Genomic DNA, 23,478 nt, shown 5'->3' with positions numbered 1-23,478 from the left:
GCTTCCGGTGCTCACGGACTTGAACGTCCGCTGCGCGCCGGTTCTCGAAGCCACCGCCAGCCGACTCACACCAGCGCGGTCTCGAGCGGGCGCCTATCCCAGCAGCCGCGCCACCAGCGCCGGCACTTCGCGGATCGAATCGAGTGTGTGGAAGCCGGGCGGCGCCACCTCCGGCCGGCTCACCGCCTCGAGCGCCCAGGTGATGCGGTAGGGGATGTGCACCGCCTGGCCGCCGAGGTCGAGCACCGGCAGGATGTCGGACCGCATCGAGTTGCCGATCATCAGGAACCGGTCCGGCGTCGCGCCGGTGCGCTGCAGGATCCGGCGATAGGTCGCCTCGTCCTTCTCGGCCACGATCTCGACGCCGTCGAAGCGTTCGGCGAGGCCGGAGCGGGCGACCTTGCTCTCCTGGTGGAACAGGTCGCCCTTGGTGATCACGATCAACCGGATCCGCCCCGCCCCGGCGTCCGGCGCCAGCGCGTCCAGCGTCTCGACCACACCGTCGATCAGCTCGACCGGGTGGTCCATCATCGCCTTGCCGAGCTCGAGGATCGTGCGGATCTCGGCGGCGCCGATGCGGCCACCGGTGATCTCGATCGCGGTCTCGATCATCGACAGGGTGAAGCCCTTCACGCCGTAGCCGAAGATCTTCAGGTTGCGCGCCTCGGTGTCGAGCAGGGTGCGCTCCAGCGTCCCGGCGTCGACCCAGGGGGACAGCAGGGCGACCAGCCGGCCATGCGTCTCCTCGAACACGGATTCGCTGTGCCACAGGGTGTCGTCGGCGTCGAAAGCGACGGTCAGGGGAACGGGCATCTCAGCTCCGGCGGGCGGCGAGGCCGGTGATCGATTCGGCCAGCGCGTGCAGGGCGAAGCCGAGGAACAGGAGGCCGGAGGCGCGGACGAACCAGATCTCGTGCCGGCGGTAGAAGCCGCGCACCGTAGCGGCGCCGGCGACGCCGACCAGGATGACATAGGCGCCGACGGCGCCGAGGCAGGCGGCGGCGACCAGCGCCGGCAGTTCCGACCAGGTCAGGCTGGCGGCATAGCTGGTGAGAAGGGCGGTGAAGGTCGCGACCGCCACCGGATAGCCCTTCGGGTTGGTCACGCCGAACAGCAGGCCGCGCAGCAGCGGCCGCCGCACCGACGTGTCGATCGTGCCGTCGGAGCCGCGGCGCACGGTCAGCGCCGACCAGCCGAGCCACAGCAGATAGGCGCCGCAGATCAGCCCGAGCGTGTCGAACACCGCCGGGCCGATCACCTGGGCGCCGATGATCGCGGTCAGCGCCAGCGCCGACCACAGCGCGTCGCCGACCAGGTGGCCGCACAGGAAGGTGGCGCCGGCCCGCCGCCCCTGGCCGGCGGCGATGCCGAACAGGGCCAGCACCGCCGGCCCCGGCGAGATGCCGTAGGCGAAGCCGGCGAGACCGCAGGCCAGAAGCAGGGTGCCGTTCACGAGTCCTCCGGGGCGGTGGGGCGGGAATTCGCCGCACTGGCAGCGCGGCCCAGAATTCGTCACAACAGATCGATAGAGCAAGCATTCCTCGAAGACGATAGCGGGAGCGGACGGGACGATGGCGGATGCTCCGGCAGCTTTGGATCGGATCGAGACGTCGACCGCGGATCTGACGGAAGGCGCGATCGACGCGATCGAGACCACCTCGACCACCATCGGCGAGGCGCTTCCCGGGCTGGTGCAGCCGATCATCGACCTCGCGGCCGCGCATCCGGCCTGGGCGCTGGCCCTCGGCTTCCTGGTCGCCGCCGGCGAGTCGATCGTCATCGTCGGCGCCTTCGTCCCGGGGATCGCCATCCTGCTCGCCATGGGGGGGCTGGTCGCCGCCGGCGCCGTCGACTTCTGGTCGCTCGCGCTGTGGACGAGCCTCGGCGCCGTGTTCGGCGACGGCGTCTCCTATTGGATCGGCCGCCGCTTCGGCCCCTATATCCGCGGCCACCGGCTGCTCGCGTCGTCCGCGCCCCTGCTGCGGCGGAGCGAGATCTTCTTCGAGCGCTGGGGCATCTGGGCCATCGTGATCGCCCGCTTCACGCCGGGCATCCGGGCCTTCGTCCCGGTCGTGGCCGGGATGCTGCACATGCCGCGCGGCCGGTTCTACGCCGCCAATGTGGTGTCCGCCTTCATCTGGGCGCCGGCCCATATCGCACCGGTCGCCTTCGCCGGCCGGCTGGCGATGGAGTACAGGCCGTCGCCGATGGTCATCGGGCTGGCGGTGCTCGGCCTTGCCCTTGCGGCTGCGGTGGCCTACGCCTGGATCCGCCGGCGGCGGCCGGCCGCGGAACAGGGGAGGGCCGAATGGACCCCACCGAGATCCTGAGGCGCTTCGACGCCGAGCTGCGGCGGGCCCCGGTGCAGGCCGATCCGGCCTACCGGGTCGAGACGCTGCCCGACGTCACCCGCATCGTCGGCCCCGGGCCGGGGGCGCATGACAATTTCGTGCAGTGGAGCCGGCTCGACGCCGCCTCGGCCGATGCGGCGATCGCGCGCGAGGCCGCGTTCTTCACCGGCCAGGGCCGGTCGGTCGAGTGGAAGCTGTACGGCCACGATGCGCCGGCCGATCTCGACCGACGCCTGGAGGCCGCCGGCTTCGTGCCGGAGGAGCTGGAGACGCTGGTGGCGCTCGACCTCGACGGCCCGCTGCCGCCGCCGGTCGATCCGGAGGGCGTGACCGTCGAGCGGGTGGTCGACCCGGTGCGGTTCGGCGCCATCGACGACCTGATGGCCGCGGTCTACGGTTCGGACGACGACTGGCGGTCGGAGGTGCTGGGGGCCGAGATTGCGGCGGCGCCGGACCGGCTGTCGGTCTATCTCGCCATGGCCGACGGCCATTGCGTCTCGGCCGGCTGGATCCGGTTCCACCCCGGCACCGGCTTCGCCGATCTGTGGGGCGGCGCCACCCGGCCGCACTGGCGCGGCCGCGGCATCTACCGCGCTTTGGTGGCGAAGCGCGCCGCCGAGGCGAAGGCGCGGGGCTTCCGCTTCCTCACCGTCGACGCCTCCTCCGAAAGCCGGCCGATCCTGCAGCGGCTCGGCTTCCGGGTCCTGACGACGACCACGCCGTACATCCGGGAGGCGTAGGCCGGACGCCTAAGGCCTCAGCCGCGGCCGATGAAGGGCATGTTGGTCGCCATCACGGTGACGAACTGGATGTTGGCGTCGAGCGGCAGGGCCGCCATCATCAGCACGGTGCTGGCGACATGGGCCGCGTCCATCAGCGGCTCCGGCTTGATCGACCCGTCGGCCTGGGGCACGCCCTTGGCCATCTTCGAGGCCATGTCGGTGGCGGCATTGCCGATGTCGACCTGGCCGCAGGCGATGCCGTACTTCCGCCCGTCCAGCGAGGTCGACCGGGTCAGGCCGGTGATGGCGTGCTTGGTGGCGGTGTAGGGGGCGGAGTTCGGCCGCGGCACATGGGCCGAGATCGAGCCGTTGTTGATGATCCGGCCGCCCTGCGGGGCCTGGTCCTTCATGATCCGGAAGGCCTCTTGCGTGCACAGGAACGGGCCGGTCAGGTTGGTGTCGACCACCGCCTTCCAATGCTCGAAGGTCAGCTCCTCCAGCGGCACGCCGGGGGCGTTGACGCCGGCATTGTTGAACAGCACGTCCAGGCGGCCGAAGTGGGCCTTGGCGGCGTCGAACAGGGCGCGGACGCTCTTGGGATCGGTGACGTCGGTCGGCACCACCAGGGCCTGGTCGGCGGGGACGCCCGACAGCTGGATGGTCTCCTCCAGCGCATCCTGCCGGCGGCCGGCCAGCACCACCTTGTAGCCATCCTTCAGGAAGGCCAGGGTCACCGCCCGGCCGACGCCCGACCCGGCCCCCGTCACCAGCGCCACCTTGCTCGTCATCTGCGTCTCTCCCGTATCGGTCCTCGGGGTCGGCTCCGCCCCGTCTCCGGACGGACCCTAGCGGTTATGTCCGACGTAGTCAGCCGGAATGCTGCCAAATCATCGCTTACGCTTGGCGGCGGTGGCCGCTGACCTCGATCCCGGCGTCGCGGCGCAGCGGCAGGTAGTCCAGCAGCGACAGCAGCGCCACCACGCCGAGCAGGGCGAAGGCGATCTGATATTCGGCGACGGTCGAGCCGCCGGCCAGCCCCGATGCCTCCGCCGCCCGCAGCGCGATCGCCCCCAGCGCTACGCCCAGCCCGACCGAGATCTGCTGGATCACGCTGAACAGGGTGTTGGCGGCGCTCATCTCCGGCTTCGGCACGTCGACGAAGGCCAGGGTGTTCAGGCTGGTGAACTGCATCGACCGGGCGGCGCCGCTGACCACCAGCAGCGCCGCGGTCAGGGCGACGGGCGTCGACGGCGTCAGCAGGGCGCAGGCGAACAGCGTCGCCGCCAGCACCGCGCCGTTGGCCAGGAGCGCGGTGCGGAAGCCGAAGCTGCGCAGCACCCAGCTGGTCATCGGCTTCATGCCGAGATTGCCGGCGAACAGCGCCAGCACCAGGAGGCCGGAGCTGACCGGGTCCAGCCCGAAGCCGAGCTGGAACATCAGCGGCAGCAGGAAGGGCACGGCGCTGACCACGGCCCGGAACAGCGACCCGCCGCGGACGGTGACGCGAAAAGTGTGGATCGCCAGCGCCGCCAGCCCGACCAGCGGGTGCGGGTGGCGCCGGGCGTGGCGCACCGCCCAGGCGCCCAGCAGCAGGGCGGCGGCCAGCAGCAGGCCGACGGTGGCCCAGGGGATCTGCTGGTGCCCGATCAGGTCCAGCCCCAGCATCAGCGCCAGGCAGGCGATGCCGGACAGGATGAAGCCTAGCCCGTCGAAGGGCCGGCGATCCTCGCTGCGGTCGTTCGGGATCAGCCGCAGCGCCAGCACCAGGGCGATGGCGCCGAGCGGCAGGTTGAGCAGGAAGATCCAGCGCCAGGACGCGATGCTGGTGATCAGCCCGCCCACCGGCGGGCCCAGCACCGGCGCCGCCAGGGCCGGCCAGGTGATATACGCGATCGCCCGCATCAGGTCCTGCTTGGCGGTGTTGCGCAACACCACCAGCCGGCCGACCGGCACCATCATGGCGCCGCCGACGCCCTGCAGGATGCGCGCGGCGGTGAAGCTCCACAGGCTGTCGCTGGCGGCGCACAGGGCCGAGGCCAGGGTGAAGACGACGATCGCGGCGGCGAAGACCGAGCGGGCGCCGAACCGGTCGGCGACCCAGCCGCTGGCCGGGATGAACACGGCCAGCGTCAGCAGATAGGCCGACAGGCCGACATTCAGGTCCACCGCCCGGACGCCGAAGGACGCCGCCATGTCCGGCAGCGCCGTGACGATCACGGTGGCGTCCAGGTTCTCCATGAAGAAGGCGCCGGCGACCAGCAGCGCGATCAGCACGGGTTGGCGCGGGGACGAAGTCATGGGCCGGCCGGGTCGTGAGGGAAGGGCCGCGCGATGGGGCGGCCTCGTTCCCGGATAGCATGGCCCCGTCATGCGCACGCATGCGCAGACGTCATGGAAGGGCTCAGCCCGTGGCCTGCAGCTCGTCGGCGACCGAGGCCAGTACGCTCTTGACCACGAAAAGCTGGCCCAGCTTGCGGGCCACGGCCTCCCATTCTGGGCAGGCGTCGCGGCGGACGGCGATGGTCACCCGCATCTCGTCGCCCTGGCGCTCGGCCGAGACATGCTCGGGCACGATATCGCGCAGGCAGAACGGCTCGAGCAGGCGGGGCAGCAGGTTGGTGTCGGCCAGGCCGACCACGTGAAAGACGACCTGCGCATCGTCGCGGGTCATGGTCATCGTCTTCTCCCGGGAAACGCGAACAGCACACGGACGAAGACCCCGGGGGAGCCGGCGCGGCCGGCCCGGGGCCTAGTGGCTAATTCGCAGGGAGCGCGTGTTGACCATGCCCCATGGTTAACCGCTCGGGGCCGGATTGGCAACCGCCGGGATCTTGACCTGCTGCGGGCGCCGCGCAAGCCTGCGCTGCATTCGGCAGGAGGGCAGGGGATGGTCGATCCGGCTTCGGGGCCGCTCGCGGGGCGGCGGGCGCTGGTGACGGGGGCCAGCCGCGGCATCGGCGAGGCCCTGGCCCTCGGCTTGGCGACGGCCGGCGCCGACATCGCCGTGGCCGGCCGCGATCGCGCGGCGCTGGACCGGGTGGCCGAGGCGGTGCGCGAGCGGGGGCGGCAGGCCGTGCCGGTCGTGCTCGACGTCGCCGACACCGGTGGCATCGACCGCGCCTTCGCCGCCGCGGCCACGGCGCTGGGCGGGCTCGACATCCTGGTCAACAACGCCGGGGTGGAGGAGGTGCGGCCGTCGCTGGCGGTCGACGAGGCGCTGTGGGACCGGATCGTCGACACCAACCTGAAGGGCGCCTTCTTCTGCGCCCGCGCCGCGGCGCTGCTGATGAAGCCGCGCGGCGGCGGCGCCATCCTCAACCTGTGTTCGCTGACCTCGGAGGTCGGGGTGCCCGGCGCCGTGCCCTACGGCGCCTCGAAGACCGGCCTGGTCGGCATGACAAGGGCGCTGGCGACGGAATGGGCGAAGGACGGCATCCGGGTCAACGGCATCGGCCCCGGCTATTTCCGCACCACCCTGACCGAGGTGTTCTACCGCGACGAGGCCTGGCAGCAGCGCATGCTCGCCGCCATCCCGGCCGGCCGCTTCGGCCGGATGGAGGACCTGGTCGGCCCCGCCATCTTCCTCTGCTCCGACGCCGCCGCCTATGTCACCGGGCAGGTGCTGTATGTCGATGGGGGATATCTGGCGTCGATTTGAGTGGGGCCGCCTTCCGCTATTGGCGTCATGGCGAGCCCCGACGAGGCGTGGCCGTCCAGTGGGCGGCGCCGCTGGATCATTTCGCCTTCGGCTCGCGATGACGGTACTGTTGGAAGCGAAGGTCGAGACTTTCTCTGGGGGCTTGGCGTGATCCGCACGAGGCTCTTCACAAGCAGGCGCGGCCAAGTGGTGTGCTTGCCAAAGGCCGTCGCCTTCCCGGAGGGCACGGATCAGGTCGAGATCCTCAAGATCGGCGACAGTCGCCTGATTACGCCGGTCGGTCGGCGCTGGGACTGCTTCTTCCTGCAAGGGCCGCGCGCCTCGGAGGACTTCTTCGAGGTGCGAGTGCAGCCGAAGGCGGAGGAGCGCGGCCCTTCTGACGATGTCGATTGAACACCCATCCGATCCTCGGGAAGCCAGCGTTGGGGAAAAGAGCAGCCTATGGCCGGACCGACCTTGGAGATCCTGTTGTGGGAACCCGTTTCGGGAGACCGCGCCCGCGTGCTCCGGGATCTCATCGCGTCGGTGGCCCTTTCTGCCGATGCAGATCCCCTGCAAGTCTTCACCACCCGGCCGCTCGGCGGCTCGTATGAGGGGCCTTCGCTTCCTTTCCTCATCGACCCCAATAGCCTCGACAACGAATCCACCGATCCAGCCGGTGTCGAGGCGGCCTTTGGCCGTATCCCTCGCGACTCCGTCTTCCTGTCCGCCGAGGTTGGTGGGAGCAGCAGCCATCGAATTCTTGCCGAGCTCGGGCTTGCGATCGCCGAGCGGCTGGACGGAATCATCGCCTTCTGCGGACTGCTGCTTCCGTTCCAAGGGCTGTATGATTCCCGAACATGGGACGAAATCCAGGTGGCCGCCGCCGAATACCTCGCCGGACTGCCTGGCACTGTGGCCGTGATCCCCTATGAAATGGCGGGCGGGGAGATCTGGGGCGTGCATGTCGGGGATGTGATCTTCCTGCGGGCTTGGCTCGGCCACCCCGATTTCCACCTGATCAAGTGAACTCCGCCGTCACCTCGATCTCGCCGACGATGGCGTTGTTGAAGGCCGGCAGATCCTCCGCCGGGATCCAGTATTCGAGGTGGCTGCGGCCGCCGGCTTCCTGAACCTGGTAGCGGTCGAGGAAATCGCGCTGCACCCGAAAGCGGGTGACATAGCCCGAGCCGCTGGCCGGCACGTTCCAGTCGCGAGCGATCTTGATCGCATAGTCCTCCGACAGCACCGGGTAGAAGATCGGCTGCTCTGGCAGGCGGGGCGGGAAGGCGCGCATCCCGGTCTCCCGGATCAGGCGCAGCTCCTCCGGCCCGACCGGGCGCCACAGCGTGACGGTCTCGGTCATGCTCACCCGCGCTTCAGCAGCCGGTCGCGCGCCTCCGACACCGCACGGGCGTGGCCGTCGAAGCCTTCGTAGGTCGCCAGCCTGCGAGCCTGTTCGGCCAGGGCGGGATAGCCGGCGGCGCTGACATAGCCGATCGAGGTCCGCTTCAGGAAGTCGAACACCGAGAGCGGCGAGGCGGTACGGGCATGGCCGCCGGTCGGCAGCACCGCGTTCGGGCCCAGCACGAAATTGCCGATCGTCACCGGGGTGTAGGGCCCCAGCAGGATCTCGCCGGCATGGTCGATCCGGGCCGCGTCGGCGAAGGGGTCGCGCGACAGGATCTGCAGATGCTCCGGCGCATAGTCGTTGACGAAGCCGATCGCCGAATCCCAGTCCGGTGCCAGCACGATGCCGCCGCGCGGCCCGGTCAGCACGGTGCGGGAGAATCCGGCGCGGCCGGCGCTCATCTCGGCCCAATGCCCCGGCAGGGCGGCCGCGGCCTGCTCCGTCACCCGGCGGCTGTCGGTGACCAGCCAGGCCGAGCTGTCCGGCCCGTGCTCGGATTCGATGATCAGGTCCAGTGCCGCCAGAGCGCCGTCGACGCTGTCATCGGCCAGGATGATGGATTCGCTCGGGCCGGCCGGGGTGCCGGTGTCGATGACGTCGGCCAGCAGGCGCTTGGCGGCGACGACATAGGGGCTGCCGGGGCCGACGATCTTGTCGCATCTCGGGATCGTCGCGGTGCCGTAAGCGACCGCCGCGACGCCCTGGGCGCCGCCGGCGGCGAAGACCTGGGTGACCCCGACCCGTCTGGCCACCGCCAGCGTCGCGGTGTCGACCTGCCCGCTCGGGCCGGGCGGGGTGATGATCACGACGTTCGGCACCTTCGCGGCCAGCGCCGGGATCGTGGTCATCATCGCCACCGAGGGGAAGGCGCCCTTGCCGCGCGGCACATAGCAGGCGACCGACGGGATCGGCCGGATGCGGTCGCCGGCGAAGACGCCGGGGCGCACCTCCTTCCACCACATCTCCTCCGGCAGCTGCGCCTCGTGGAAGCGGCGGATGCTGTCGGCGGCGAAGTCGATCGCTGCCATCACCTCGGGCTCCAGCAGGCCCGGCGCGGCGTCCAGCGCGTCCTGGCTCACCCGCAGGCTATCGGCCGAAACCGTGGCCTTGTCGAAGTCGCGGGTGAAGCGGGCCACGGCCTCGTCGCCCTCGGCCTTGACCGCTGCCACGATCGGCCGGACGGCATCGAGGAACGGGCCGAGATCGGCCTCGGTCCGGGCCAGCAGGGCATGGCGCTCAGCCGCGGACAACGTCGACAGGTCGTGGATTCGGATGGCGTCGCTCATGGCCTTGGTCCCGCGATGGCGAAAATACGTCTGACTTTATACGGAGCGTCGATTGACTCTGCGAGCCGCCACTTTATGAATTGTCGCTCCGCAAAAACAGCGCGGCCGGCTGCAACGGCCGTGCCTTCAGCAGGGGAATGGCTATGGGACATCATGGTGGCGCGCGGGGTGCCGTTCTGGCGACCTCGATTATGATCGGTCTGGCCTGGGCCGGCCCGGCGGCGGCGCAATCGGTGCCGGCGAAGCCGGAGGCCGGCGGCTTCAAGATGGGCATCGAGCCCTGGCTCGGCTACGGCCTGTGGCATGTCGCGGCCGAGAAGAAGCTGTTCCAGGCCCAGGGCCTGCCGGATGTCGAGATCGTCAACTTCACCCAGGACAAGGACGTCAACGCCGCCCTGGCCAGCGGCCAGCTGGACGGCGCCAACATCGCCACCCACACCGCGCTGGTGATGGCGGCGGCCGGGCTGCCGATCAGGATCGTCGCCGTGCTCGACGTCAGCATGACCGCCGACGCCATCCTGGCCGGGGCGGACGTCAAGGGCATCGCCGACCTCAAGGGCAAGGAAGTCGCCTACGAGGAGGGCACCACCAGCCACATCCTGCTGAACTACGCCCTGGCGGCCAACGGCCTGACGCTGGCCGACGTCAAGTCGGTGCCGATGCCGGCCTCCGACGCCGGCGCGGCGCTGATCGCCAAGCGGGTGCCGGTGGCGGTGACCTACGAGCCCTACCTGACCCTGGCGCGGGCGCAGGACCCGGCGGTCAGGCTGCTGTACACGGCGGCGGAGGATCCGGGGCTGGTCTCCGACGTCTTCGTGGTGCGCGAGGAGGTGCTGAAGGAGAAGCCGGGCCAGATCGCGGCGCTGCTGCGGGCCTGGCAGGCCGCCCATGACGACTACGCCAAGGACACGGCCGGCGGCCGCGCCATCATCGCCAAGGCGGTGGGCGCGTCGCCGGAAGAGCTGTCGACCGCCTTCGACGGCGTCACCTTCTACACCCTGGCGGACAACAAGACCCAGCTGACCGGCGCCTTCGCCCAGCACGTCATCCTCGACGTCAAGAAGGCGGCCGAGGCCGCGGGGCTGCTGCAGGGCGAGGTCGACGCCGGCGGGCTGATCGACCCGCGCTTCGTCGCCGCCGTCGCCCCGTGACGGCATGACCGCCGGCCGGCCGCGCCTCTTCCACCTCGACACCAGGCTGACGCCGGCGCGCTTCGCCGGCATCGCCGCCCTGGTCTTCCTCGGCCTCCTGCTGCTGTGGGCGGCGGTGACGCTGACCGGGCTGGTGCGGCCGCTGTTCCTGCCCTCGCCGGTGCAGGTGGCGGTCCGGCTGTGGTCGTTGGCGCAGTCCGGCCAGCTGTGGGACGATGCGGCGATCAGCATCTACCGCATCCTGGTCGGCTTCCTGCTGGCGACGGTGGTCGCGGTGCCGGTCGGCGTGCTGATCGGCCGCTATCATGTGTGGGAGGCGCTGATCGAGCCGGTGGTGGATTTCGTCCGCTACATGCCGGTGGTCGCCTTCGTGCCGCTGACCATCCTGTGGACCGGCACCGGCGACCTGCAGAAGTTCCTGATCATCTGGATCGGCACCTTCTTCCAGCAGGTGCTGCTGATCATGGACAACGTCAAGCGCGTGCCCTGGGACTTCATCGATGTCGGCCGCACGCTGGAGATGAAGCCGCGCCGGATCCTGATGTCGATCGTGGTCCCGGCGGCGCTGCCCGGGATCTGGGATTCGATGCGGATCAGCCTCGGCTGGGCCTGGACCTGGCTGGTGCTGGCCGAGCTGGTGGCCGCCACCTCCGGCCTCGGCTATCGCATCACCACGGCGCAGCGGTTCTTCCAGACCGACACGATCATCGGCTACATCCTGGTGCTGGGCGTGCTCGGCCTGGTCACCGACCAGGGCATGAAGGCGCTGGCGCAGCGCCTGTTCCCCTATGAGCGGGCGCGGCGATGACGGCGCGGCTCGAAGTGCGGTCCGTCTCGAAGACCTTCGTGCAGAAGCAGGACCGGCTGCAGGTGCTGCAGGGCATCGACCTGACGCTGGGCGAGAACGAGTTCGTGTCGCTGGTCGGCGCCTCGGGCTGCGGCAAGTCGACCCTGCTGTCGATCGTCGCCGGGCTGCAGGCGTTCGACGAAGGCGCGGTGCTGGTCGACGGCCGGCCGATCGCCGGGCCGGGGCGCGACCGCGGCGTGGTGTTCCAGAGCTACACGCTGATGCCGTGGCTGACCGCACTGGGGAATGTCGAATTCGCGCTGCGCGGCCTCGGCCTGCCGGCGATGCAGGTGAAGCAGACGGCGCGCGAGCATCTGGCGCTGGTCGGGCTGGCGCGTTTCGCCGATGCCTGGCCCAGCCAGCTGTCCGGCGGCATGAAGCAGCGCGTCGCCATCGCCCGGGCGCTGTGCTACCGGCCGAAGATTCTGCTGATGGACGAGCCCTTCGGCGCGCTCGACGCCCTGACCCGGCAGCAGATGCAGGAGCTGCTGACCGACATCTGGGAGGCGCACCGCCTGGCCGTGCTGTTCGTCACCCACGACGTCGACGAGGCGGTCTACCTGTCCGACCGGGTGGCGGTGATGTCCAGCCGGCCGGGCCGGATCAAGGAGATCGTGCCGGTGCCGCTGCCGCGCCCGCGGGCGCCGGAGATCGCGGAGACCGACGCGTTCATCCGCCTGCGGCACCGCATCCTCGGCTCGATCCGCGAGGAGGTGCGGCGGATGGCGGAGGCGGACGGGTAGCGACCGCGGGTCAATGTACCGTGACGCCGGTGTCGATGGTCTGCACCGGGGCGACGCCGACCTCGGCGCCGACGCGCATGTTGGCGCTGGCCCGTTCGAGCAGCGGCGTGACGCCCTCGGCCTCGACCGATGCGGCGATCATCTGTCCGGTCAGGAAGGCCAGGGCGCCGATCAGCGCGCCGCTGACCGCCTGCGGATCGCCGCCGGCCTCGGCGGCATAGTCCTCGGACCGCGCGCCGATCAGCGCGAGAAGATCGTTGTGGATCTGCTGGGTCAGGGGGCCGATCGTGTCCATCTCTTCCTCCTCGGCGGCGTTCCGGGGCAGGGGCCGGCCGGTGTCGACTATGGCATCAATAGCGACCGGGCGATGGCGGTTCCGGTCCGGGCTGCGGCATCCGGGCCGGGTTCCGCAGAAGAATTCTGGAATGTTGCCGCTTTGTTTCAGGCCGGGGCGGACGCTATGCTGGGCCATCTCCGCAGTATCGGCCGGCGAGCCCGATGCGCGGAACACAGAAGGCCATGCGCCGCGGGGAGGGCCATGTTCAGCCACATCACGGTGGGCACCAACGACATCGACCGGGCCAAGCAGTTCTACGACCAGGTGCTGGCGGCGATCGGCCTGCGCTGCCAGCTCGACGACCGCGTCGCCGGCTGGTTGTGCTATGTGCCGGAGGGCGACAGCGGCCCGGAGTTCCTGATCTGCCGCCCGATCGACGGCGGCAAGGCGACCTTCGGCAACGGCGTTACCATCGGCTTCAACGTGCGCGAGCGCGGGCAGGTGGACGCCTTCCACAAGGCGGCGCTGGCCGCGGGCGGCGCCGACGAGGGGGCGCCCGGCACCCGGCCGCACTACCATCCGAACTATTACGGCGCCTATGTCCGCGATCCGGACGGCAACAAGCTGTGCTGCGTCTGCCACCGATCGGATGCGCCGGGGCTGTTCCCGTGAGGCCGTTCGATAATGCTACTGGCATGGCCGTCTGACGGCGGGCTCGAAGCTTCCGGTGCTCACGCACCAAACGTGCGCTGCGCTCCGGTTCTCGAAACCACCGCCAGCCGACTCATGCCAGCGCATTCTCAAACGGCCTCAAAGCCGGCGTTCAATCAGCCCGGCTGCTCGGTGATCGAATCGACGCGGTCCGGATAGAAGGCGACATGGTCCTTGATTCCGGCGACGGCGTCGTAGGGCGCCTCGTAGGTCCAGACCGCGTTCGCCGCCCGCCCGCCGCCGGCCGGGATGCTGTAATAGGCGGCGTCGCCCTTGTAGGGGCAGTAAGTGGCGTGGTTGGTGCGCTGCAGCGCCGCCATGTCCACATCCTTGCGCGGGATGTACTGCACCGGCGGGTAGCTAGCCTCGCGCAGCGTCAGCGCGTCGCGGCTGTCTGCGACCACCTTTCCGGCGACCTTGACCACCACCCGGGCCGGATTCGGCGCGACCGTGATCGGATGGTCGGGCCCGGGGATCTTCCTCGGCTTCTCGCTCATGGCGTTCGCCCCTGCTGTGTGCTGGATCTTCGATGTGGGGTCCGGGCCGCGGCAGGGAAAGGGGCGGTCACGCCGCGACCGGCGGCAGCCAGCCCTGGGCCTCGCGCCAGTCCTTCGGCAGGCCGGCGAAGCGGTCCAGGCGCATCGTCGACAGGTCGGCGAAGCTGCAGGCGCCGTCGACGATCAGGTCGCGGATGGCGTGGCCGCTGGCCGGCGACAGGCCGAAGCCGACGCTCGACATGGTGGCGACGATGGCGTTGTCGAAGCCCGGCATCCGGTCGATCACGGCGCGCCCGTCCGGCGTGTTCTCGATCACGCCCGACCAGCTGCGGATCATCCGCACATGGGCGGCCTTCGGGAACAGCTCCATCAGCCGCCGGCCGATGTTGCGCAGGAGCGGGCTGGACGGCTTCGGCGGCGTCGCCAGCCCGACCGGGGGCAGCCATTCATGAGGGCCGCCGCCATAGACCAGGTTGCCGCGCAGCGTCTGCCGCCCGTACAGGCCGTTGCCGTCGACCCCGCTCATCGGCATCGGCGGCAGCGGCTCGGTGACGATCATCTCGGCCCGGCCGGACGCCACGGGCAGGTCGACGCCCAGCATCTCGGCCAAGAGGCCGGTCTGGGGGCCTGCGGCGATCACCACATGGTCGCAGCCGAAATCGCCGCGGTCGGTGCGGACCGCCGTCACCTTGCCGCCCCCGGTGTCGAAGCCGGTCACCGTGCAGTGCTGCAGGATGCGGCCGCCCTGGTCCTGCAGCGCCCAGGCATAGGCTTGGCTGGTGCGCTGCGGGTTGGCGTGGCCGCCATAGTTCAGCAGATAGCCGCGCTCGACGGTGTCGCCCACCAGCGGCGCCAGCTCGCGGATCTGCGGGCCGTCCAGCGTGTCGTAATGGAAGCCCTGCCGCTCGCCCATCCGCACCCAGCCCAGCATGAACTCGACGTCCGACTCATGCAGGACCACCTTCAGCCGGCGCGGCTGGTGCTCGGTCGGATAGCCCAACAGCTCGTCCATCTGCGGCCACAGCCGCTGCTCCTCCGGGAACAGCGGGCTCTGCGGATGGGTGCAGCCGCCGCCGTTGCGGCCCGAGGCCTCCCAGCCGACGATGCCCTTCTCCAGCACCAGCACGTCGACCCCGCCGCGCGCCAGCCACCATGCGGTGCTCAAGCCCGTGACGCCGCCGCCGATGATGACGACCGAGGCGCCGTTCTTCGTCTCTGCCATAATCCGCCCTCCGCCTCAGCCCTGCTTCGTCGTGCCGGCGGGGATGTCCCACCACGGCACCCACTGGCTCTCGATGCCGAACCAGGAATCCCATTCCTGCCGCACCACCTCGGCCTCGTCCTGCGGCCACAGCACCTTCAGCGGCAGCGGCCGCACCGGCGGGCGGTAGCTGGCCAGCGGCACCTGGCCGACATCGATGCGGGAGGACAGGGCCAGCAGCATCGCCACCTGCTCGCGGCAGCGGCGGCCCTGGCACAGCCCCATGCCGGCGCGGGTCAGGCGCTTGACCTGGTCCTGGTTGACCGGGCCGTCCTCCAGCAGCGTGGTCAGCGACCGCGTGCCCATCTTGTTCGACCGGCGCTCGAGATAGCGCGGCGGGCTGATGTCCAAGAGCTCGCCGCGGCTGACCTCCTCGCACTGGCAGACCAGGACGTCGAGCCCGCCGGTGTTCAGCAGCGCCTTCAGCCAGGTCATGCGGTGGTCGCCCTGGCCCGTGACCGGCTGCGCCAGCCCGGCGCGGGCGGCCACGACGTCGCCCTCGGCCGCCCGGCCCAGCGACGCGGCCGCGGCGACCGCCGCCACCCGGCCCTCCTGCCGCGCCACCGCGGCGTCGACCGACTTGGCGGCATGGATGCCGGCGCAGTCGCCGACGGCATAGGCGAAGGGCAGGGCGGTGCGGCCGTCCGCCTCGATCACCGGCACATGGCCGCCGCGGTTCGGATCGTGCACCAGCCTGGCGTCCAGCGCCGCCAGCAGCTCGATGTTCGGCACCGTGCCGATGCCCAGCGCGACCGTGTCGCAGGCGATGTCGCGCTCGGTCCCCGGCACCGGTGACAGCCCGCCATCGACCCGCACCAGCGTCGCAATGGTGACGCCCTCGACATTGCCGGAGGCCGCCTTGATCACATGGCCGGTCAGCACCGGCACGCCATGCGCCTGCACCGCCTCGACCAGCGCCGCGGGGCCGACCGGCTGGTCCGCCACCTCGACCAGCCCGGCCACTTCCAGCCCGCGGCCCAGCGCGGTCAGGGCCAGGTCCAGCGCCTCGGCGCCGGTGCCCAGGATCAGGATGCGCCGGCCGGCGAAGGCGTCATAGCCGGCGATCAGCCGGTGCGCCGCGGTCACGCCCATCACCCCGGGCAGGTCCCAGCCCGGGAAGGACATGCCCAGGTCGCGCCGCCCGGCGGCCACCACCACCCGGTCGAAGCCGACCAGCCAAGACCGGTCGGTGTCGGCCAGGCCGGCGATGGGCCCCGGCATCCACTGCACGCCGGGGGCGTTGGCGAACAGGCCCCAGACCGTGGTCTGCAGCAGCACCTCGACGCCCTTGTCGAACAGTTCGACCAGCTCCGGCTGGGCTTCGAGGAACGTTTCCAGCAGGCGGCCGGGCGTGTTCACCGCGGCGGTGGCGCGGCCGCCGAAATGCAGCGGCACGTCCATGCCGATCAGCGCGCCGTCGACCGGGTTCTCGTCGACCAGCAGCACCTCCAGCCCGCGCTCCGCCGCCTCGGCCGCCGCGGCGATGCCGGCCGGGCCGGCGCCGATGACGAGAAGCTGGACATGGCGTTCGACCTCCGGGGTCTTCCCGGCGACCGATTTCGGGTCGATGGGGGGATGGGACATGGTGGGCTGGTCTCCGACGCGGCGTCCGGCTCCCCTCTTGCCTTGCCCGGTTCGGGCATACAGGGTGGGGTCGGCATCTGGCTGGTGACGCAAGGCTACCGCCGGCACCGATCGAGGACGGACGCATTGGCGACAGCGAAGAACAGCAAAGCGACGGCGGACACGGGAAACGGGCGCCGGACGCTGCGCCGCGAGGACTGGATCCGCGCCGCGCTGAAGGTGCTGGAGAAGGGCGGCGTCGCCAGCGTCAAGGTCGACCGGCTGGCCCGGTCGCTGAAGGTGACGCGCGGCAGCTTCTACTTCCACTTCAAGGGCCTGAAGGACCTGCTGGCGGCCCTCCTGGTGGAATGGCGCCGCCGCAACTGCGCGCCTTTCGAAGCCCTTGAGGGTCGTACCGACCTCGTGGGGACGGCCTTGTTCCGGGCGTTCCGCAACGTCTGGGTCGACGAGGACCCGTTCAGCCCGGCGCTGGACATGGCGGTGCGCGACTGGGGCCGCGCCTCGAAGGAGGTGGCGCGGGCGGTGCAGGCCGCCGACGACCACCGCATGGGCCTGCTGCGCCGCGCCTTCGACCAGATGGGCTATGCCGGCGACGAGGCGCTGATCCGCACCCGGGTCAGCTATTTCCACCAGATCGGCTATTACGCCATGGCCTTCCGCGAGCCGCGGCCGGAGCGGCTGCGCTACCTGACGATCTATGACGACGTATTGACCGGACGACCATTCAGGGAATCGGAGCCATGCTGACGATCTGGGGCCGGCGCAATGCCTTCAACGTGCAGAAGGTGCTGTGGCTGGTGGGCGAGCTGGGCCTGCCGCATCAGCACATCCCGGCCGGCGGCGATTTCGGCGGGCTGGACGACCCGGCCTTCCGCGCCAGGAACCCGCATGGCCGTGTGCCGGTGATCGACGATGGCGGCACGGTGGTGTGGGAATCGCACAGCATCCTGCGCTATCTCGCCGCCCGCCACGGCCGGTTCTGGGCCGCAGACCCGGCCGAGCGGTCGCTGTCCGACCGCTGGATGGACTGGTCGCTGGCGACGCTGCAGCGCGACTTCATGGACCTGTTCTGGGGCCATTGGCGGACGCCGGAGGCCGAGCGCAACCGGGATCTGATCGCCCGCAAGCAGGAGGCCTGCGCCGGCCATGTCCGGCTGCTCGACGAGCATCTGTCCGGCCGGCCCTTCCTGGCGGGCGACGACTTCGGCCTCGGCGACATCCCGGCCGGCACCGTGCTGTACCGCTATTTCGGCATGGGGCTGGAGACGCCTGCGGTGCCGCATGTCCGCGCCTGGTACGCCCGCCTGGCCGAACGCCCGGCCTATCGCGAGCATGTGATGATGCCCTTCGACGACATGTACGGCCGGCTGGCCTACTGATCGGTCTCCGGCCCCAGGAAGGCGACGATCTCCGCGATCAGCGCGTCCCGGCCGCGCTCCGGGCGGTCGAGATGCGCGTAATGGGTGGCGCCGGGCAGGGTGACGCTGCGCACGCCTTGGGACCGCACCGCGTCATGGACGAAGGCGGCCATGTCCTCCGGCCGGCTCCAGAAATCGTGCTCGGACCGGACCAGCAGCACCGGTGCGGTGATCGAGCCGGCGTCGAACAACCGGCGGCCGCCGGCCTGCAGAAAGCTGTCCTCGGTGGCCCCGGCCGGGGCGCGGAAGGCCGGGGGCTCGCGCGTCTCCGAGGCCGCATCGCTGGCCAGCGCCGTCCGGGCATAGGCCTCGGCGACGGCCGGGTCGCGCCAGCTGGCCTTGTCCTCGGCCGGGATGGTGCGGTCCCAGGACGGGAACAGCGCCGCTTCGGTGTTCAGCGTGTAGCCGCCGACCTTGGGGCTCAGCCGGTCCGGATGGTCGGGATCAGCCACGGGCGAGCCGGGGCCCAGCGTCGGGTGCCGGTCGGCGCCGCCATAGAGCGCGTTCAGCACCACCAGACGGCCGACCCGCTCGGGCCACAGCGCGGCATACCAGGCCGACCACATCCCGCCGGTAGCCCAGCCGACCAGGGCGACCGTGTCCGAACCGGTGCGCTCCGCCGCGATGCGGGCCACGGCGTCGATGTCGCGCACCACCTCATGGCCGCGGGCCAGCGGCCGGCTCTCCGTTGCCGGGCGATCCATCGCCGCCGGCCGGTCGGAGCCGCCATAGCCGCGCGCATCCAGGACGAAGACGGCGCGGCCCAGCCGCTCCGCCAGGTCCGCGGCCAGCGAGCCGCCGGGCACGTCGAGGTCGAAGGACGCGATCCCCGGCACGCGGGCGCCATGGACCAGGATGATCGGCTCCCCGGCGGCACCGGCGCGGGGCTGGACCTCGCGGACACGGATGCCGACCCCGTCCGCGGTCGTGGCCCGCAGCTCCTCGCGGACGAGTTCGGAGGCCGCATCGGCGGGACCGGCGGCGAGGGCGGCGGCCAGGACGGCGGCTTTGGAAGCGCGCAGGACGGACACGGTTTCCTCCGGGCTGGTGGGCTCCGGACGTATTTCGGGCTCCGCGGCTGATCAATCAAATATCGCTTCTGCTCGCTTTGATACCCTGTGGATATCAGGCGTAGGTTGGGTTCGCGGGACGCGAACCCAACATCGGCCGGGATCGGTGGCGAAATGTTGGGTTCGCCATGCGAACCCAACCTACGAAGCCGGCTGCACGGTCAGCAGGTTGGCGTCGCGGGTCAGCAGCCAGCGTCCGTCCGGCTGCTTGTGCAGGATCGTCAAGGTCCAGCCCGTGCGCCGCACCGGCTGGCCGACCGGCGGGATCATGGTGACGTCGAGATGGCTGCGCAGCCAGGCCCAGTCGCCCAGCACCTGCAGCTCGCGGATCTCGCCGCGGCCGTCGATGCGGAACTCCGACTGCCCGGCGGCGGCGGCGGCGAAGGTCTCCTTGCCGAAGGGCTCGTGGCCGGGGACCATGAAGACGACGTCGTCCGACATCAGGCTGAGGACGGTCGCCGTGTCGCCGGCCTTGCTGGCCTCCATCCAGGTCTCGACCAGGTCGCGGATCGCGCGCTCGTCATCCGTCATCGCAGGCCTCTCGGTTGCGGGGACGGAAGCAATCTAGCCGGAACCGGCCCTGCGGCCAGCCCTCGGAGACCTCTCAGACCCGCCGGGCCCGGAACTCGGCCAGCAGGCGCCAGTCGCGCTCGCCGTCGGCCGAGCGATCGGCCCGCCAGACGAAGCTGTCCGGGGTGATCTCGCGGAAGCTCCAGCGGATGGTGGCGCCGCTCTCGTCCTGGCCAAGCTGGACGATGTCGCGCCCCTCGGCTCGGCCGATCTGCCGCGTGTAGTACTGCTTCAGCGGGTCGTGCCACAGGATGTGCCAGGCGTCGAAGCCGGGATCGTAGATTCTGAGCGTGGTGCCGAAGAAGGCGCCGGGCAGGATCCAGACATCCTGGATGGCGCGGCCCTGCAGCGCCCAGCCGAAATGGATCTCGCCGTGGCCGGGCGTGGCGGTGCCGTCCTCGGCGAACAGGCGGGTGTCCATCTCCCAGTCGCCGATCAGCCAGCCGTAGAGGGCCATCTTCCCGGCCCGGTCCGGCGCCGGGCCGTCGGCGAACAGGGCGGTCTGCAGGGAGGGGTAGGTGGGCATGGCGAGGACTCCGGCGGTATCGGGGAGTCCTGGATTAGGCCGTGCCGGGCGGTCGCGGCTTGGAGAAAATTGCGGTTCCGGACCTGCCCTTGCCAAGCCGCTGCAACAACTTCGGGAAGTATCGCTGTTGGAAATATTTGTTCTATCTTAAGAAATAAATGGAATTGAAAGAAGATTTGTAAAATTTATTGTGCTGTGAATCATTAATCTGAAAATTGAATCCCTCGCTCCTAATTGTCGTGCTATTAGTATTAGGCATTTCTGATAAGATGTTGGTGAAGGCGTCGATGCGGCCGAATTCGCTACCATTGCTGCCGGCGCGGGCCGAGCAAAGCCCTCAGGATCTGCTGCTCGACTTCGCCATCCCCAACCGGCCGGAAGCGCTGGAGGACGTCCGCGACCGGCTGGACGCGGTGCTCGGGCCGCTCGGTCTCGGCGAGGCGGCGCGGTACCGGATCGCCCTGGCGACGCATGAGGCGGTGATCAACGCCATGGTCCACGGCAACGGCCGCGACCCCGGCCTGCCGGTCGGGCTGCGCGTGCTGCGCGACGGCGCCGACCTCGTGGTCCACGTCGCCGACCTGGGCGCGGGCTTCGATCCCGCGGCCGTCGCCGACCCGCTGCGGCCGGAGAACCGGCTGCTTCCGGGCGGGCGCGGCCTGCTGCTGATGCGGGCGATGGCGGACGAGGCCGGCCACGCGCCCGGCCCGAATGGAGGCACCGTCGCCATCCTGCGATGGCGCCCGGGCGGGGACATGACCCACCCGGAACGGGAACCCTGAAACCAGAGGAGAGATCAGATGGACATCACCAAACGGGAAAAGGACGGGGTCACCATCCTGGAGCTCAAAGGCGATTCCAACGTCGACATCACCTTTCAAATGCGCAGCAAGATGGAACTAATTCTGGAATCCGGTGCGAGGAAGATCGTGCTGAACCTCAGCGGGGTCACCCGCCTCGATTCGCCGGGGCTGGGCGCGCTGGTCGGCGCCCTCGAAAATACGGAGAAGCTTGGCGGAAGGCTCAAGCTGGCCGCGATTTCCTCCAAGGCCTATGACATCCTGGTGATCAGCAGGCTCCTCCACGTGTTCTACACCTACGATACCGAGGACGAAGCGATCAAATCGTTCGCCTGAGGCCGTCGCGTAGGTTGGGTTCGCGATCGCGAACCCAACATTCCGCCGCCGGGGCCATGCCTTTGGGTTCGCCTGCAGCGAACCCAACCTACGGCGGCGGGAAGGCACGCCTACTTCAAACTGAACGCCCGCGGTGACTCCTGCGGCGGGGTCGGGCGGTGCAGAAGCGCCGGGTCGATCCGGGCGCCGAACTCCAGCGCGGCGTCGGCCAGGGCACCGAGGGTGAACTCGGCAGTGGAGACCGGCAGCAGCAGGTCGAAGGCGTCGGCGCCGGCGCGCTGCAGATGCACCCGCACATGCTCCACCCGGGCGGTGGCGAAGTCGCCCTCGGCCAGCATGTCCGGATGCAGGTCGACCGCCGCCAGCTTGGCCAAGAGGTCGCGCGAGCGCGGCCCGTCCAGCCGCAGCCCGGTGAAGCCGCCGGTGCAGGACATGGCGGCGACCTCCGCCGGCAGGTCGGGCAGGGCATCGGTCTCGGCGATCAGCAGCCGGCGCCAGGGCGCGACCGGCCACAGCCGCAGCCCGCCCGCCGTCAGCGTCGCGCCCGCCCCGGCGACGGCGGCGCCGAACACGCCGCGCTCCCAGGCCGCCAAAGCGGCGGCGGAGTCCTCGCTCCAGGCGGCGAGCTGCAGGATCGCGGCGGGGCGCCAGGGGCGGAAGCTCAGGCCGTCGGCGTCCAGGGTCGACAGCGCCTCGATGGGATTCAGCAGGGTCTCAGCCACGGACGCGCTCCCCCTTCGGGTCATACATGCAGGGCTCGACCACCCGCACCTTGACGTGGCTGCCGCGCAGCGGATCGGTGGCGAAGATGGTGCCGCCCATCCGCTCCCGGCTGCGGGCCAGGAAGCCCAGGCCGATCGGCAGCCCGCTGACCGGGCCGATGCAGCTGGAGGTGACATGCCCCTGGGTCGGCTCGTTCGGGCGATACATGCCGCCCTCGACCAGATGGGCCCCGGCGACCAGCGGCTCGCCATCCTCCGACACCAGCCCGACCAGCCGCGGCCGGTCCGGGTCAGCCAAGCCTTCCCGCTGCGCCAGCGGCTTGCCGATGTAGTTGCCCTCGCGCTTGGCGAAGCGCTCATGCGCCAGGTCGGCCAGGGTGACCTGGCCGTTGATCTCGGCGCCGGTCAGGAAGCCTTTCTCGATCCGCAGCAGCTCCAGCGCCTCCAGCCCGAAGCGCTGCAGCCCGACCGGCTCTCCGGCCGCGATCAGCCGGTGCCACAGGGCATGGGCGTGCTGCGCCTCGACATGCAGCTCGTAGCCCAGCTCGCCGGTGAAGCTGACGCGCAGGATGCGGACCGGCAGCCTGTTCACCACGACGTCACGGACCGCCATGAAGGGCAGGGCCTCGTTCGAGACGTCGGCGGCATCGCCGACCAGCCGGGCCAGCACCGCGCGGGCGTCCGACCCGGTCAGCGCCAGGGCGGCGCGGGCCTCGGTCAGCTCGGTCACCGCCACCCGCAGCTCCGGCCAATCGACCTCGGTCAGCCGCTCCATCATCCGCACCACGTCATGCGCCTTGGCGCTGGTGGTGGTGACGTAGAAGCGGTCCTCGGCCAGCCGGGTGACGGTGCCGTCGTCCAGCACGATGCCGTCGTCGCGCAGCATGATGCCGTAGCGCGAGCGGCCGACCGGCAGGGTCTCGATCCGGTTGACGTAGAGCCGCTCCAGAAAGGCTGCGGCGTCGGGGCCGCTGACGTCGACCTTGCCCAGGGTCGAGACGTCGAACACCCCGACATGCGAGCGGACGTATCGGGCCTCGCGCAGAGACGCATCGCCCAGGCTCTCGCCCGGCCGGGGGTAGTAATGCGGCCGCAGCCAGCCGCCGGAGCGGATGAAGACCGCGCCGTCGGCCCGTTGGATCTCGTGGAAGGGCGGCCGCCGGGTCGGATAGGCGTGCCAGCCGACCGACCGGCCGGCGATGGCGCCGAACGCGACCGGGGTGTAGGGCGGGCGGAAGGTCGGCGCCGCCACATCGCCCCGCCGCAGCCCGCGGGCATCGGCCAGGATGTCCATCGCCGGGCCGTTCGACGTCTTGCCCTGGTCCGTCGCCATGCCCTGGGTGGTGTAGCGCTTCATGTGCTCGGGCGAGGTGTAGCCCTCGCGCGCGGCCAGCCGGATGTCGGCGGCGGTGACGTCGTTCTGGAAATCGACGAAGGCCTTGCCGCCGACCCGCGGGTCGGCGACCTGGGGCGCAGTGCCCGGGGCAGGGGCGGGGCGTTGCGGGTTCTCCACAGGAGTCCCCCCTCCCCTTGCGGGAGGGGGGTAGGGGGAGGGGAT

General features: G+C 70.6%; 29 protein-coding genes. 13 read left to right on the top strand and 16 right to left on the bottom strand.

Annotated features, from left to right (window positions below):
- Window positions 1–93: 93 nt before the first annotated feature.
- Complete coding sequence (locus tag ACFW16_RS27840; RefSeq protein ID WP_380311269.1) at window positions 94–813, bottom strand: HAD family hydrolase; 720 nt, start codon at window positions 811–813, stop codon at window positions 94–96.
- A gap of 1 nt (window position 814) precedes the next feature.
- On the bottom strand, window positions 815–1,453 hold the full coding sequence (locus tag ACFW16_RS27835) for a LysE family translocator (protein WP_380311267.1): 639 nt from the start codon (window positions 1,451–1,453) through the stop codon (window positions 815–817).
- A gap of 118 nt (window positions 1,454–1,571) precedes the next feature.
- Here ACFW16_RS27835 and ACFW16_RS27830 point away from each other — a divergent pair, with 118 nt between their 5' ends.
- Both ACFW16_RS27830 and ACFW16_RS27825 read left to right on the top strand, forming a co-directional pair.
- Window positions 1,572–2,330, top strand: coding sequence for a DedA family protein (locus ACFW16_RS27830; protein ID WP_380311265.1), 759 nt, complete (start codon window positions 1,572–1,574; stop codon window positions 2,328–2,330).
- On the top strand, window positions 2,309–3,091 hold the full coding sequence (locus ACFW16_RS27825; protein WP_380311263.1) for a GNAT family N-acetyltransferase: 783 nt from the start codon (window positions 2,309–2,311) through the stop codon (window positions 3,089–3,091). Before ACFW16_RS27830 ends, ACFW16_RS27825 begins: the two co-directional genes overlap by 22 nt.
- A gap of 17 nt (window positions 3,092–3,108) precedes the next feature.
- On the opposite strand, the gene ACFW16_RS27820 is transcribed toward ACFW16_RS27825, so the two are convergent.
- The 3 genes from ACFW16_RS27820 to ACFW16_RS27810 all read right to left on the bottom strand — a co-directional run bounded on the left by ACFW16_RS27820 (window position 3,109) and on the right by ACFW16_RS27810 (window position 5,750).
- Window positions 3,109–3,861, bottom strand: a complete 753-nt coding sequence (locus tag ACFW16_RS27820) for an SDR family oxidoreductase (protein WP_380311261.1) — start codon at window positions 3,859–3,861, stop codon at window positions 3,109–3,111.
- Between the two features lie 106 nt (window positions 3,862–3,967).
- The gene (locus ACFW16_RS27815) at window positions 3,968–5,371 is read right to left on the bottom strand and encodes an MFS transporter (RefSeq protein ID WP_380311259.1); all 1,404 of its coding nucleotides are present in this window, start codon (window positions 5,369–5,371) and stop codon (window positions 3,968–3,970) included.
- Between the two features lie 103 nt (window positions 5,372–5,474).
- Window positions 5,475–5,750, bottom strand: coding sequence for a hypothetical protein (locus ACFW16_RS27810; protein WP_380311257.1), 276 nt, complete (start codon window positions 5,748–5,750; stop codon window positions 5,475–5,477).
- Between the two features lie 210 nt (window positions 5,751–5,960).
- On the opposite strand from ACFW16_RS27810, the gene ACFW16_RS27805 reads away from it, so the two are divergent.
- From ACFW16_RS27805 to ACFW16_RS27795, 3 genes are read left to right on the top strand one after another with little or no spacing between them, the layout of a single operon-like run.
- The gene (locus tag ACFW16_RS27805; RefSeq protein ID WP_380311255.1) at window positions 5,961–6,731 is read left to right on the top strand and encodes an SDR family NAD(P)-dependent oxidoreductase; all 771 of its coding nucleotides are present in this window, start codon (window positions 5,961–5,963) and stop codon (window positions 6,729–6,731) included.
- Window positions 6,732–6,758: 27 nt separating this feature from the next.
- Window positions 6,759–7,124: a type II toxin-antitoxin system VapB family antitoxin gene (gene vapB, locus ACFW16_RS27800; RefSeq protein WP_380311253.1), complete on the top strand. Its 366-nt coding sequence runs from the start codon at window positions 6,759–6,761 to the stop codon at window positions 7,122–7,124.
- 48 nt (window positions 7,125–7,172) lie between these two features.
- Entirely contained in the window at window positions 7,173–7,739 is a 567-nt protein-coding gene (locus ACFW16_RS27795; RefSeq protein WP_380311251.1) for a DUF6368 family protein, read from the top strand.
- Here the strand turns inward: ACFW16_RS27795 and ACFW16_RS27790 are convergent.
- Both ACFW16_RS27790 and hisD read right to left on the bottom strand, forming a co-directional pair.
- Window positions 7,732–8,076 (bottom strand): hypothetical protein, encoded by a 345-nt coding sequence (locus tag ACFW16_RS27790; RefSeq protein WP_380311249.1) that lies wholly within the window; start codon window positions 8,074–8,076, stop codon window positions 7,732–7,734. The genes ACFW16_RS27795 and ACFW16_RS27790 overlap by 8 nt on opposite strands.
- Window positions 8,077–8,078: 2 nt before the next feature.
- Window positions 8,079–9,407: a histidinol dehydrogenase gene (gene hisD, locus ACFW16_RS27785; protein WP_380311247.1), complete on the bottom strand. Its 1,329-nt coding sequence runs from the start codon at window positions 9,405–9,407 to the stop codon at window positions 8,079–8,081.
- A gap of 191 nt (window positions 9,408–9,598) precedes the next feature.
- Here hisD and ACFW16_RS27780 point away from each other — a divergent pair, with 191 nt between their 5' ends.
- The 3 genes from ACFW16_RS27780 to ACFW16_RS27770 are packed head-to-tail and all read left to right on the top strand — an operon-like array spanning window position 9,599 to window position 12,148.
- A complete protein-coding gene (locus ACFW16_RS27780; RefSeq protein WP_380311246.1) occupies window positions 9,599–10,558 on the top strand; it encodes an ABC transporter substrate-binding protein in 960 nt (319 codons plus the stop codon).
- 4 nt (window positions 10,559–10,562) lie between these two features.
- Complete coding sequence (locus ACFW16_RS27775) at window positions 10,563–11,366, top strand: ABC transporter permease (RefSeq protein WP_380311244.1); 804 nt, start codon at window positions 10,563–10,565, stop codon at window positions 11,364–11,366.
- Window positions 11,363–12,148, top strand: a complete 786-nt coding sequence (locus ACFW16_RS27770; protein WP_380311242.1) for an ABC transporter ATP-binding protein — start codon at window positions 11,363–11,365, stop codon at window positions 12,146–12,148. Before ACFW16_RS27775 ends, ACFW16_RS27770 begins: the two co-directional genes overlap by 4 nt.
- A 10-nt stretch (window positions 12,149–12,158) precedes the next feature.
- On the opposite strand, the gene ACFW16_RS27765 is transcribed toward ACFW16_RS27770, so the two are convergent.
- The gene (locus ACFW16_RS27765) at window positions 12,159–12,443 is read right to left on the bottom strand and encodes a hypothetical protein (protein WP_380311240.1); all 285 of its coding nucleotides are present in this window, start codon (window positions 12,441–12,443) and stop codon (window positions 12,159–12,161) included.
- Window positions 12,444–12,686: 243 nt separating this feature from the next.
- On the opposite strand from ACFW16_RS27765, the gene ACFW16_RS27760 reads away from it, so the two are divergent.
- Window positions 12,687–13,097 carry a VOC family protein gene (locus ACFW16_RS27760; RefSeq protein WP_380311238.1) on the top strand — a complete coding sequence of 137 codons (411 nt, stop codon included), beginning with the start codon at window positions 12,687–12,689 and terminating at the stop codon, window positions 13,095–13,097.
- 155 nt (window positions 13,098–13,252) lie between these two features.
- Here ACFW16_RS27760 and ACFW16_RS27755 read toward each other — a convergent pair whose 3' ends face one another.
- The 3 genes from ACFW16_RS27755 to ACFW16_RS27745 all read right to left on the bottom strand — a co-directional run bounded on the left by ACFW16_RS27755 (window position 13,253) and on the right by ACFW16_RS27745 (window position 16,478).
- Window positions 13,253–13,633: a DUF427 domain-containing protein gene (locus ACFW16_RS27755; protein WP_380311236.1), complete on the bottom strand. Its 381-nt coding sequence runs from the start codon at window positions 13,631–13,633 to the stop codon at window positions 13,253–13,255.
- A 67-nt stretch (window positions 13,634–13,700) separates the two neighbouring features.
- Entirely contained in the window at window positions 13,701–14,855 is a 1,155-nt protein-coding gene (locus tag ACFW16_RS27750; protein WP_380311234.1) for an NAD(P)/FAD-dependent oxidoreductase, read from the bottom strand.
- Between the two features lie 15 nt (window positions 14,856–14,870).
- A complete protein-coding gene (locus ACFW16_RS27745) occupies window positions 14,871–16,478 on the bottom strand; it encodes an FAD-dependent oxidoreductase (RefSeq protein ID WP_380311232.1) in 1,608 nt (535 codons plus the stop codon).
- 126 nt (window positions 16,479–16,604) lie between these two features.
- Here ACFW16_RS27745 and ACFW16_RS27740 point away from each other — a divergent pair, with 126 nt between their 5' ends.
- The gene (locus tag ACFW16_RS27740) at window positions 16,605–17,225 is read left to right on the top strand and encodes a TetR/AcrR family transcriptional regulator (RefSeq protein WP_380311230.1); all 621 of its coding nucleotides are present in this window, start codon (window positions 16,605–16,607) and stop codon (window positions 17,223–17,225) included.
- Complete coding sequence (locus ACFW16_RS27735; protein ID WP_380311228.1) at window positions 17,219–17,857, top strand: glutathione S-transferase family protein; 639 nt, start codon at window positions 17,219–17,221, stop codon at window positions 17,855–17,857. The genes ACFW16_RS27740 and ACFW16_RS27735 overlap by 7 nt, the downstream gene beginning before the upstream one ends.
- Here ACFW16_RS27735 and ACFW16_RS27730 read toward each other — a convergent pair.
- The 3 genes from ACFW16_RS27730 to ACFW16_RS27720 form a co-directional block, all read right to left on the bottom strand.
- Window positions 17,851–18,927 (bottom strand): alpha/beta fold hydrolase, encoded by a 1,077-nt coding sequence (locus ACFW16_RS27730; RefSeq protein ID WP_380311226.1) that lies wholly within the window; start codon window positions 18,925–18,927, stop codon window positions 17,851–17,853. The genes ACFW16_RS27735 and ACFW16_RS27730 overlap by 7 nt on opposite strands.
- A 180-nt stretch (window positions 18,928–19,107) precedes the next feature.
- Window positions 19,108–19,497, bottom strand: coding sequence for a YybH family protein (locus ACFW16_RS27725; RefSeq protein ID WP_380311224.1), 390 nt, complete (start codon window positions 19,495–19,497; stop codon window positions 19,108–19,110).
- A 73-nt stretch (window positions 19,498–19,570) separates the two neighbouring features.
- Window positions 19,571–20,062: a hypothetical protein gene (locus ACFW16_RS27720; RefSeq protein WP_380311223.1), complete on the bottom strand. Its 492-nt coding sequence runs from the start codon at window positions 20,060–20,062 to the stop codon at window positions 19,571–19,573.
- Window positions 20,063–20,349: 287 nt separating this feature from the next.
- Between ACFW16_RS27720 and ACFW16_RS27715 the strand changes: the two genes are divergently transcribed.
- Window positions 20,350–20,844: an ATP-binding protein gene (locus ACFW16_RS27715; protein ID WP_380311221.1), complete on the top strand. Its 495-nt coding sequence runs from the start codon at window positions 20,350–20,352 to the stop codon at window positions 20,842–20,844.
- 18 nt (window positions 20,845–20,862) lie between these two features.
- Window positions 20,863–21,198: an STAS domain-containing protein gene (locus ACFW16_RS27710; RefSeq protein WP_380311219.1), complete on the top strand. Its 336-nt coding sequence runs from the start codon at window positions 20,863–20,865 to the stop codon at window positions 21,196–21,198.
- Between the two features lie 110 nt (window positions 21,199–21,308).
- On the opposite strand, the gene ACFW16_RS27705 is transcribed toward ACFW16_RS27710, so the two are convergent.
- The gene (locus ACFW16_RS27705; protein WP_380311217.1) at window positions 21,309–21,920 is read right to left on the bottom strand and encodes a sarcosine oxidase subunit gamma family protein; all 612 of its coding nucleotides are present in this window, start codon (window positions 21,918–21,920) and stop codon (window positions 21,309–21,311) included.
- On the bottom strand, window positions 21,913–23,433 hold the full coding sequence (locus tag ACFW16_RS27700) for a glycine cleavage T C-terminal barrel domain-containing protein (protein WP_380311215.1): 1,521 nt from the start codon (window positions 23,431–23,433) through the stop codon (window positions 21,913–21,915). Before ACFW16_RS27700 ends, ACFW16_RS27705 begins: the two co-directional genes overlap by 8 nt.
- Between the last annotated feature and the right edge of the window lie 45 nt (window positions 23,434–23,478).

This window comes from Inquilinus sp. NPDC058860 (genome assembly GCF_042743185.1).
In the GTDB taxonomy this organism is placed as follows: domain Bacteria; phylum Pseudomonadota; class Alphaproteobacteria; order DSM-16000; family Inquilinaceae; genus Inquilinus.
Note: the sequence above shows the minus strand (reverse complement) of the source record. Positions and strands in the feature narration are given on the sequence as shown.

Coding starts and splice junctions, on each gene's coding strand:
- ACFW16_RS27815 (WP_380311259.1), bottom strand. CDS start 5,371: ATGACTTCGTCCCCGCGCCAACCCGTGCTGATCGCGCTGCTGGTCGCC.
- ACFW16_RS27720 (WP_380311223.1), bottom strand. CDS start 20,062: ATGCCCACCTACCCCTCCCTGCAGACCGCCCTGTTCGCCGACGGCCCG.
- ACFW16_RS27715 (WP_380311221.1), top strand. CDS start 20,350: ATGCGGCCGAATTCGCTACCATTGCTGCCGGCGCGGGCCGAGCAAAGC.
- ACFW16_RS27750 (WP_380311234.1), bottom strand. CDS start 14,855: ATGGCAGAGACGAAGAACGGCGCCTCGGTCGTCATCATCGGCGGCGGC.
- ACFW16_RS27840 (WP_380311269.1), bottom strand. CDS start 813: ATGCCCGTTCCCCTGACCGTCGCTTTCGACGCCGACGACACCCTGTGG.
- ACFW16_RS27825 (WP_380311263.1), top strand. CDS start 2,309: ATGGACCCCACCGAGATCCTGAGGCGCTTCGACGCCGAGCTGCGGCGG.
- ACFW16_RS27735 (WP_380311228.1), top strand. CDS start 17,219: ATGCTGACGATCTGGGGCCGGCGCAATGCCTTCAACGTGCAGAAGGTG.
- vapB (WP_380311253.1), top strand. CDS start 6,759: ATGGCGAGCCCCGACGAGGCGTGGCCGTCCAGTGGGCGGCGCCGCTGG.
- ACFW16_RS27765 (WP_380311240.1), bottom strand. CDS start 12,443: ATGGACACGATCGGCCCCCTGACCCAGCAGATCCACAACGATCTTCTC.
- ACFW16_RS27725 (WP_380311224.1), bottom strand. CDS start 19,497: ATGACGGATGACGAGCGCGCGATCCGCGACCTGGTCGAGACCTGGATG.
- ACFW16_RS27760 (WP_380311238.1), top strand. CDS start 12,687: ATGTTCAGCCACATCACGGTGGGCACCAACGACATCGACCGGGCCAAG.
- ACFW16_RS27795 (WP_380311251.1), top strand. CDS start 7,173: ATGGCCGGACCGACCTTGGAGATCCTGTTGTGGGAACCCGTTTCGGGA.
- ACFW16_RS27710 (WP_380311219.1), top strand. CDS start 20,863: ATGGACATCACCAAACGGGAAAAGGACGGGGTCACCATCCTGGAGCTC.
- ACFW16_RS27820 (WP_380311261.1), bottom strand. CDS start 3,861: ATGACGAGCAAGGTGGCGCTGGTGACGGGGGCCGGGTCGGGCGTCGGC.
- ACFW16_RS27810 (WP_380311257.1), bottom strand. CDS start 5,750: ATGACCATGACCCGCGACGATGCGCAGGTCGTCTTTCACGTGGTCGGC.
- ACFW16_RS27770 (WP_380311242.1), top strand. CDS start 11,363: ATGACGGCGCGGCTCGAAGTGCGGTCCGTCTCGAAGACCTTCGTGCAG.
- ACFW16_RS27775 (WP_380311244.1), top strand. CDS start 10,563: ATGACCGCCGGCCGGCCGCGCCTCTTCCACCTCGACACCAGGCTGACG.
- ACFW16_RS27755 (WP_380311236.1), bottom strand. CDS start 13,633: ATGAGCGAGAAGCCGAGGAAGATCCCCGGGCCCGACCATCCGATCACG.
- hisD (WP_380311247.1), bottom strand. CDS start 9,407: ATGAGCGACGCCATCCGAATCCACGACCTGTCGACGTTGTCCGCGGCT.
- ACFW16_RS27745 (WP_380311232.1), bottom strand. CDS start 16,478: ATGTCCCATCCCCCCATCGACCCGAAATCGGTCGCCGGGAAGACCCCG.
- ACFW16_RS27780 (WP_380311246.1), top strand. CDS start 9,599: ATGATCGGTCTGGCCTGGGCCGGCCCGGCGGCGGCGCAATCGGTGCCG.
- ACFW16_RS27805 (WP_380311255.1), top strand. CDS start 5,961: ATGGTCGATCCGGCTTCGGGGCCGCTCGCGGGGCGGCGGGCGCTGGTG.
- ACFW16_RS27830 (WP_380311265.1), top strand. CDS start 1,572: ATGGCGGATGCTCCGGCAGCTTTGGATCGGATCGAGACGTCGACCGCG.
- ACFW16_RS27790 (WP_380311249.1), bottom strand. CDS start 8,076: ATGACCGAGACCGTCACGCTGTGGCGCCCGGTCGGGCCGGAGGAGCTG.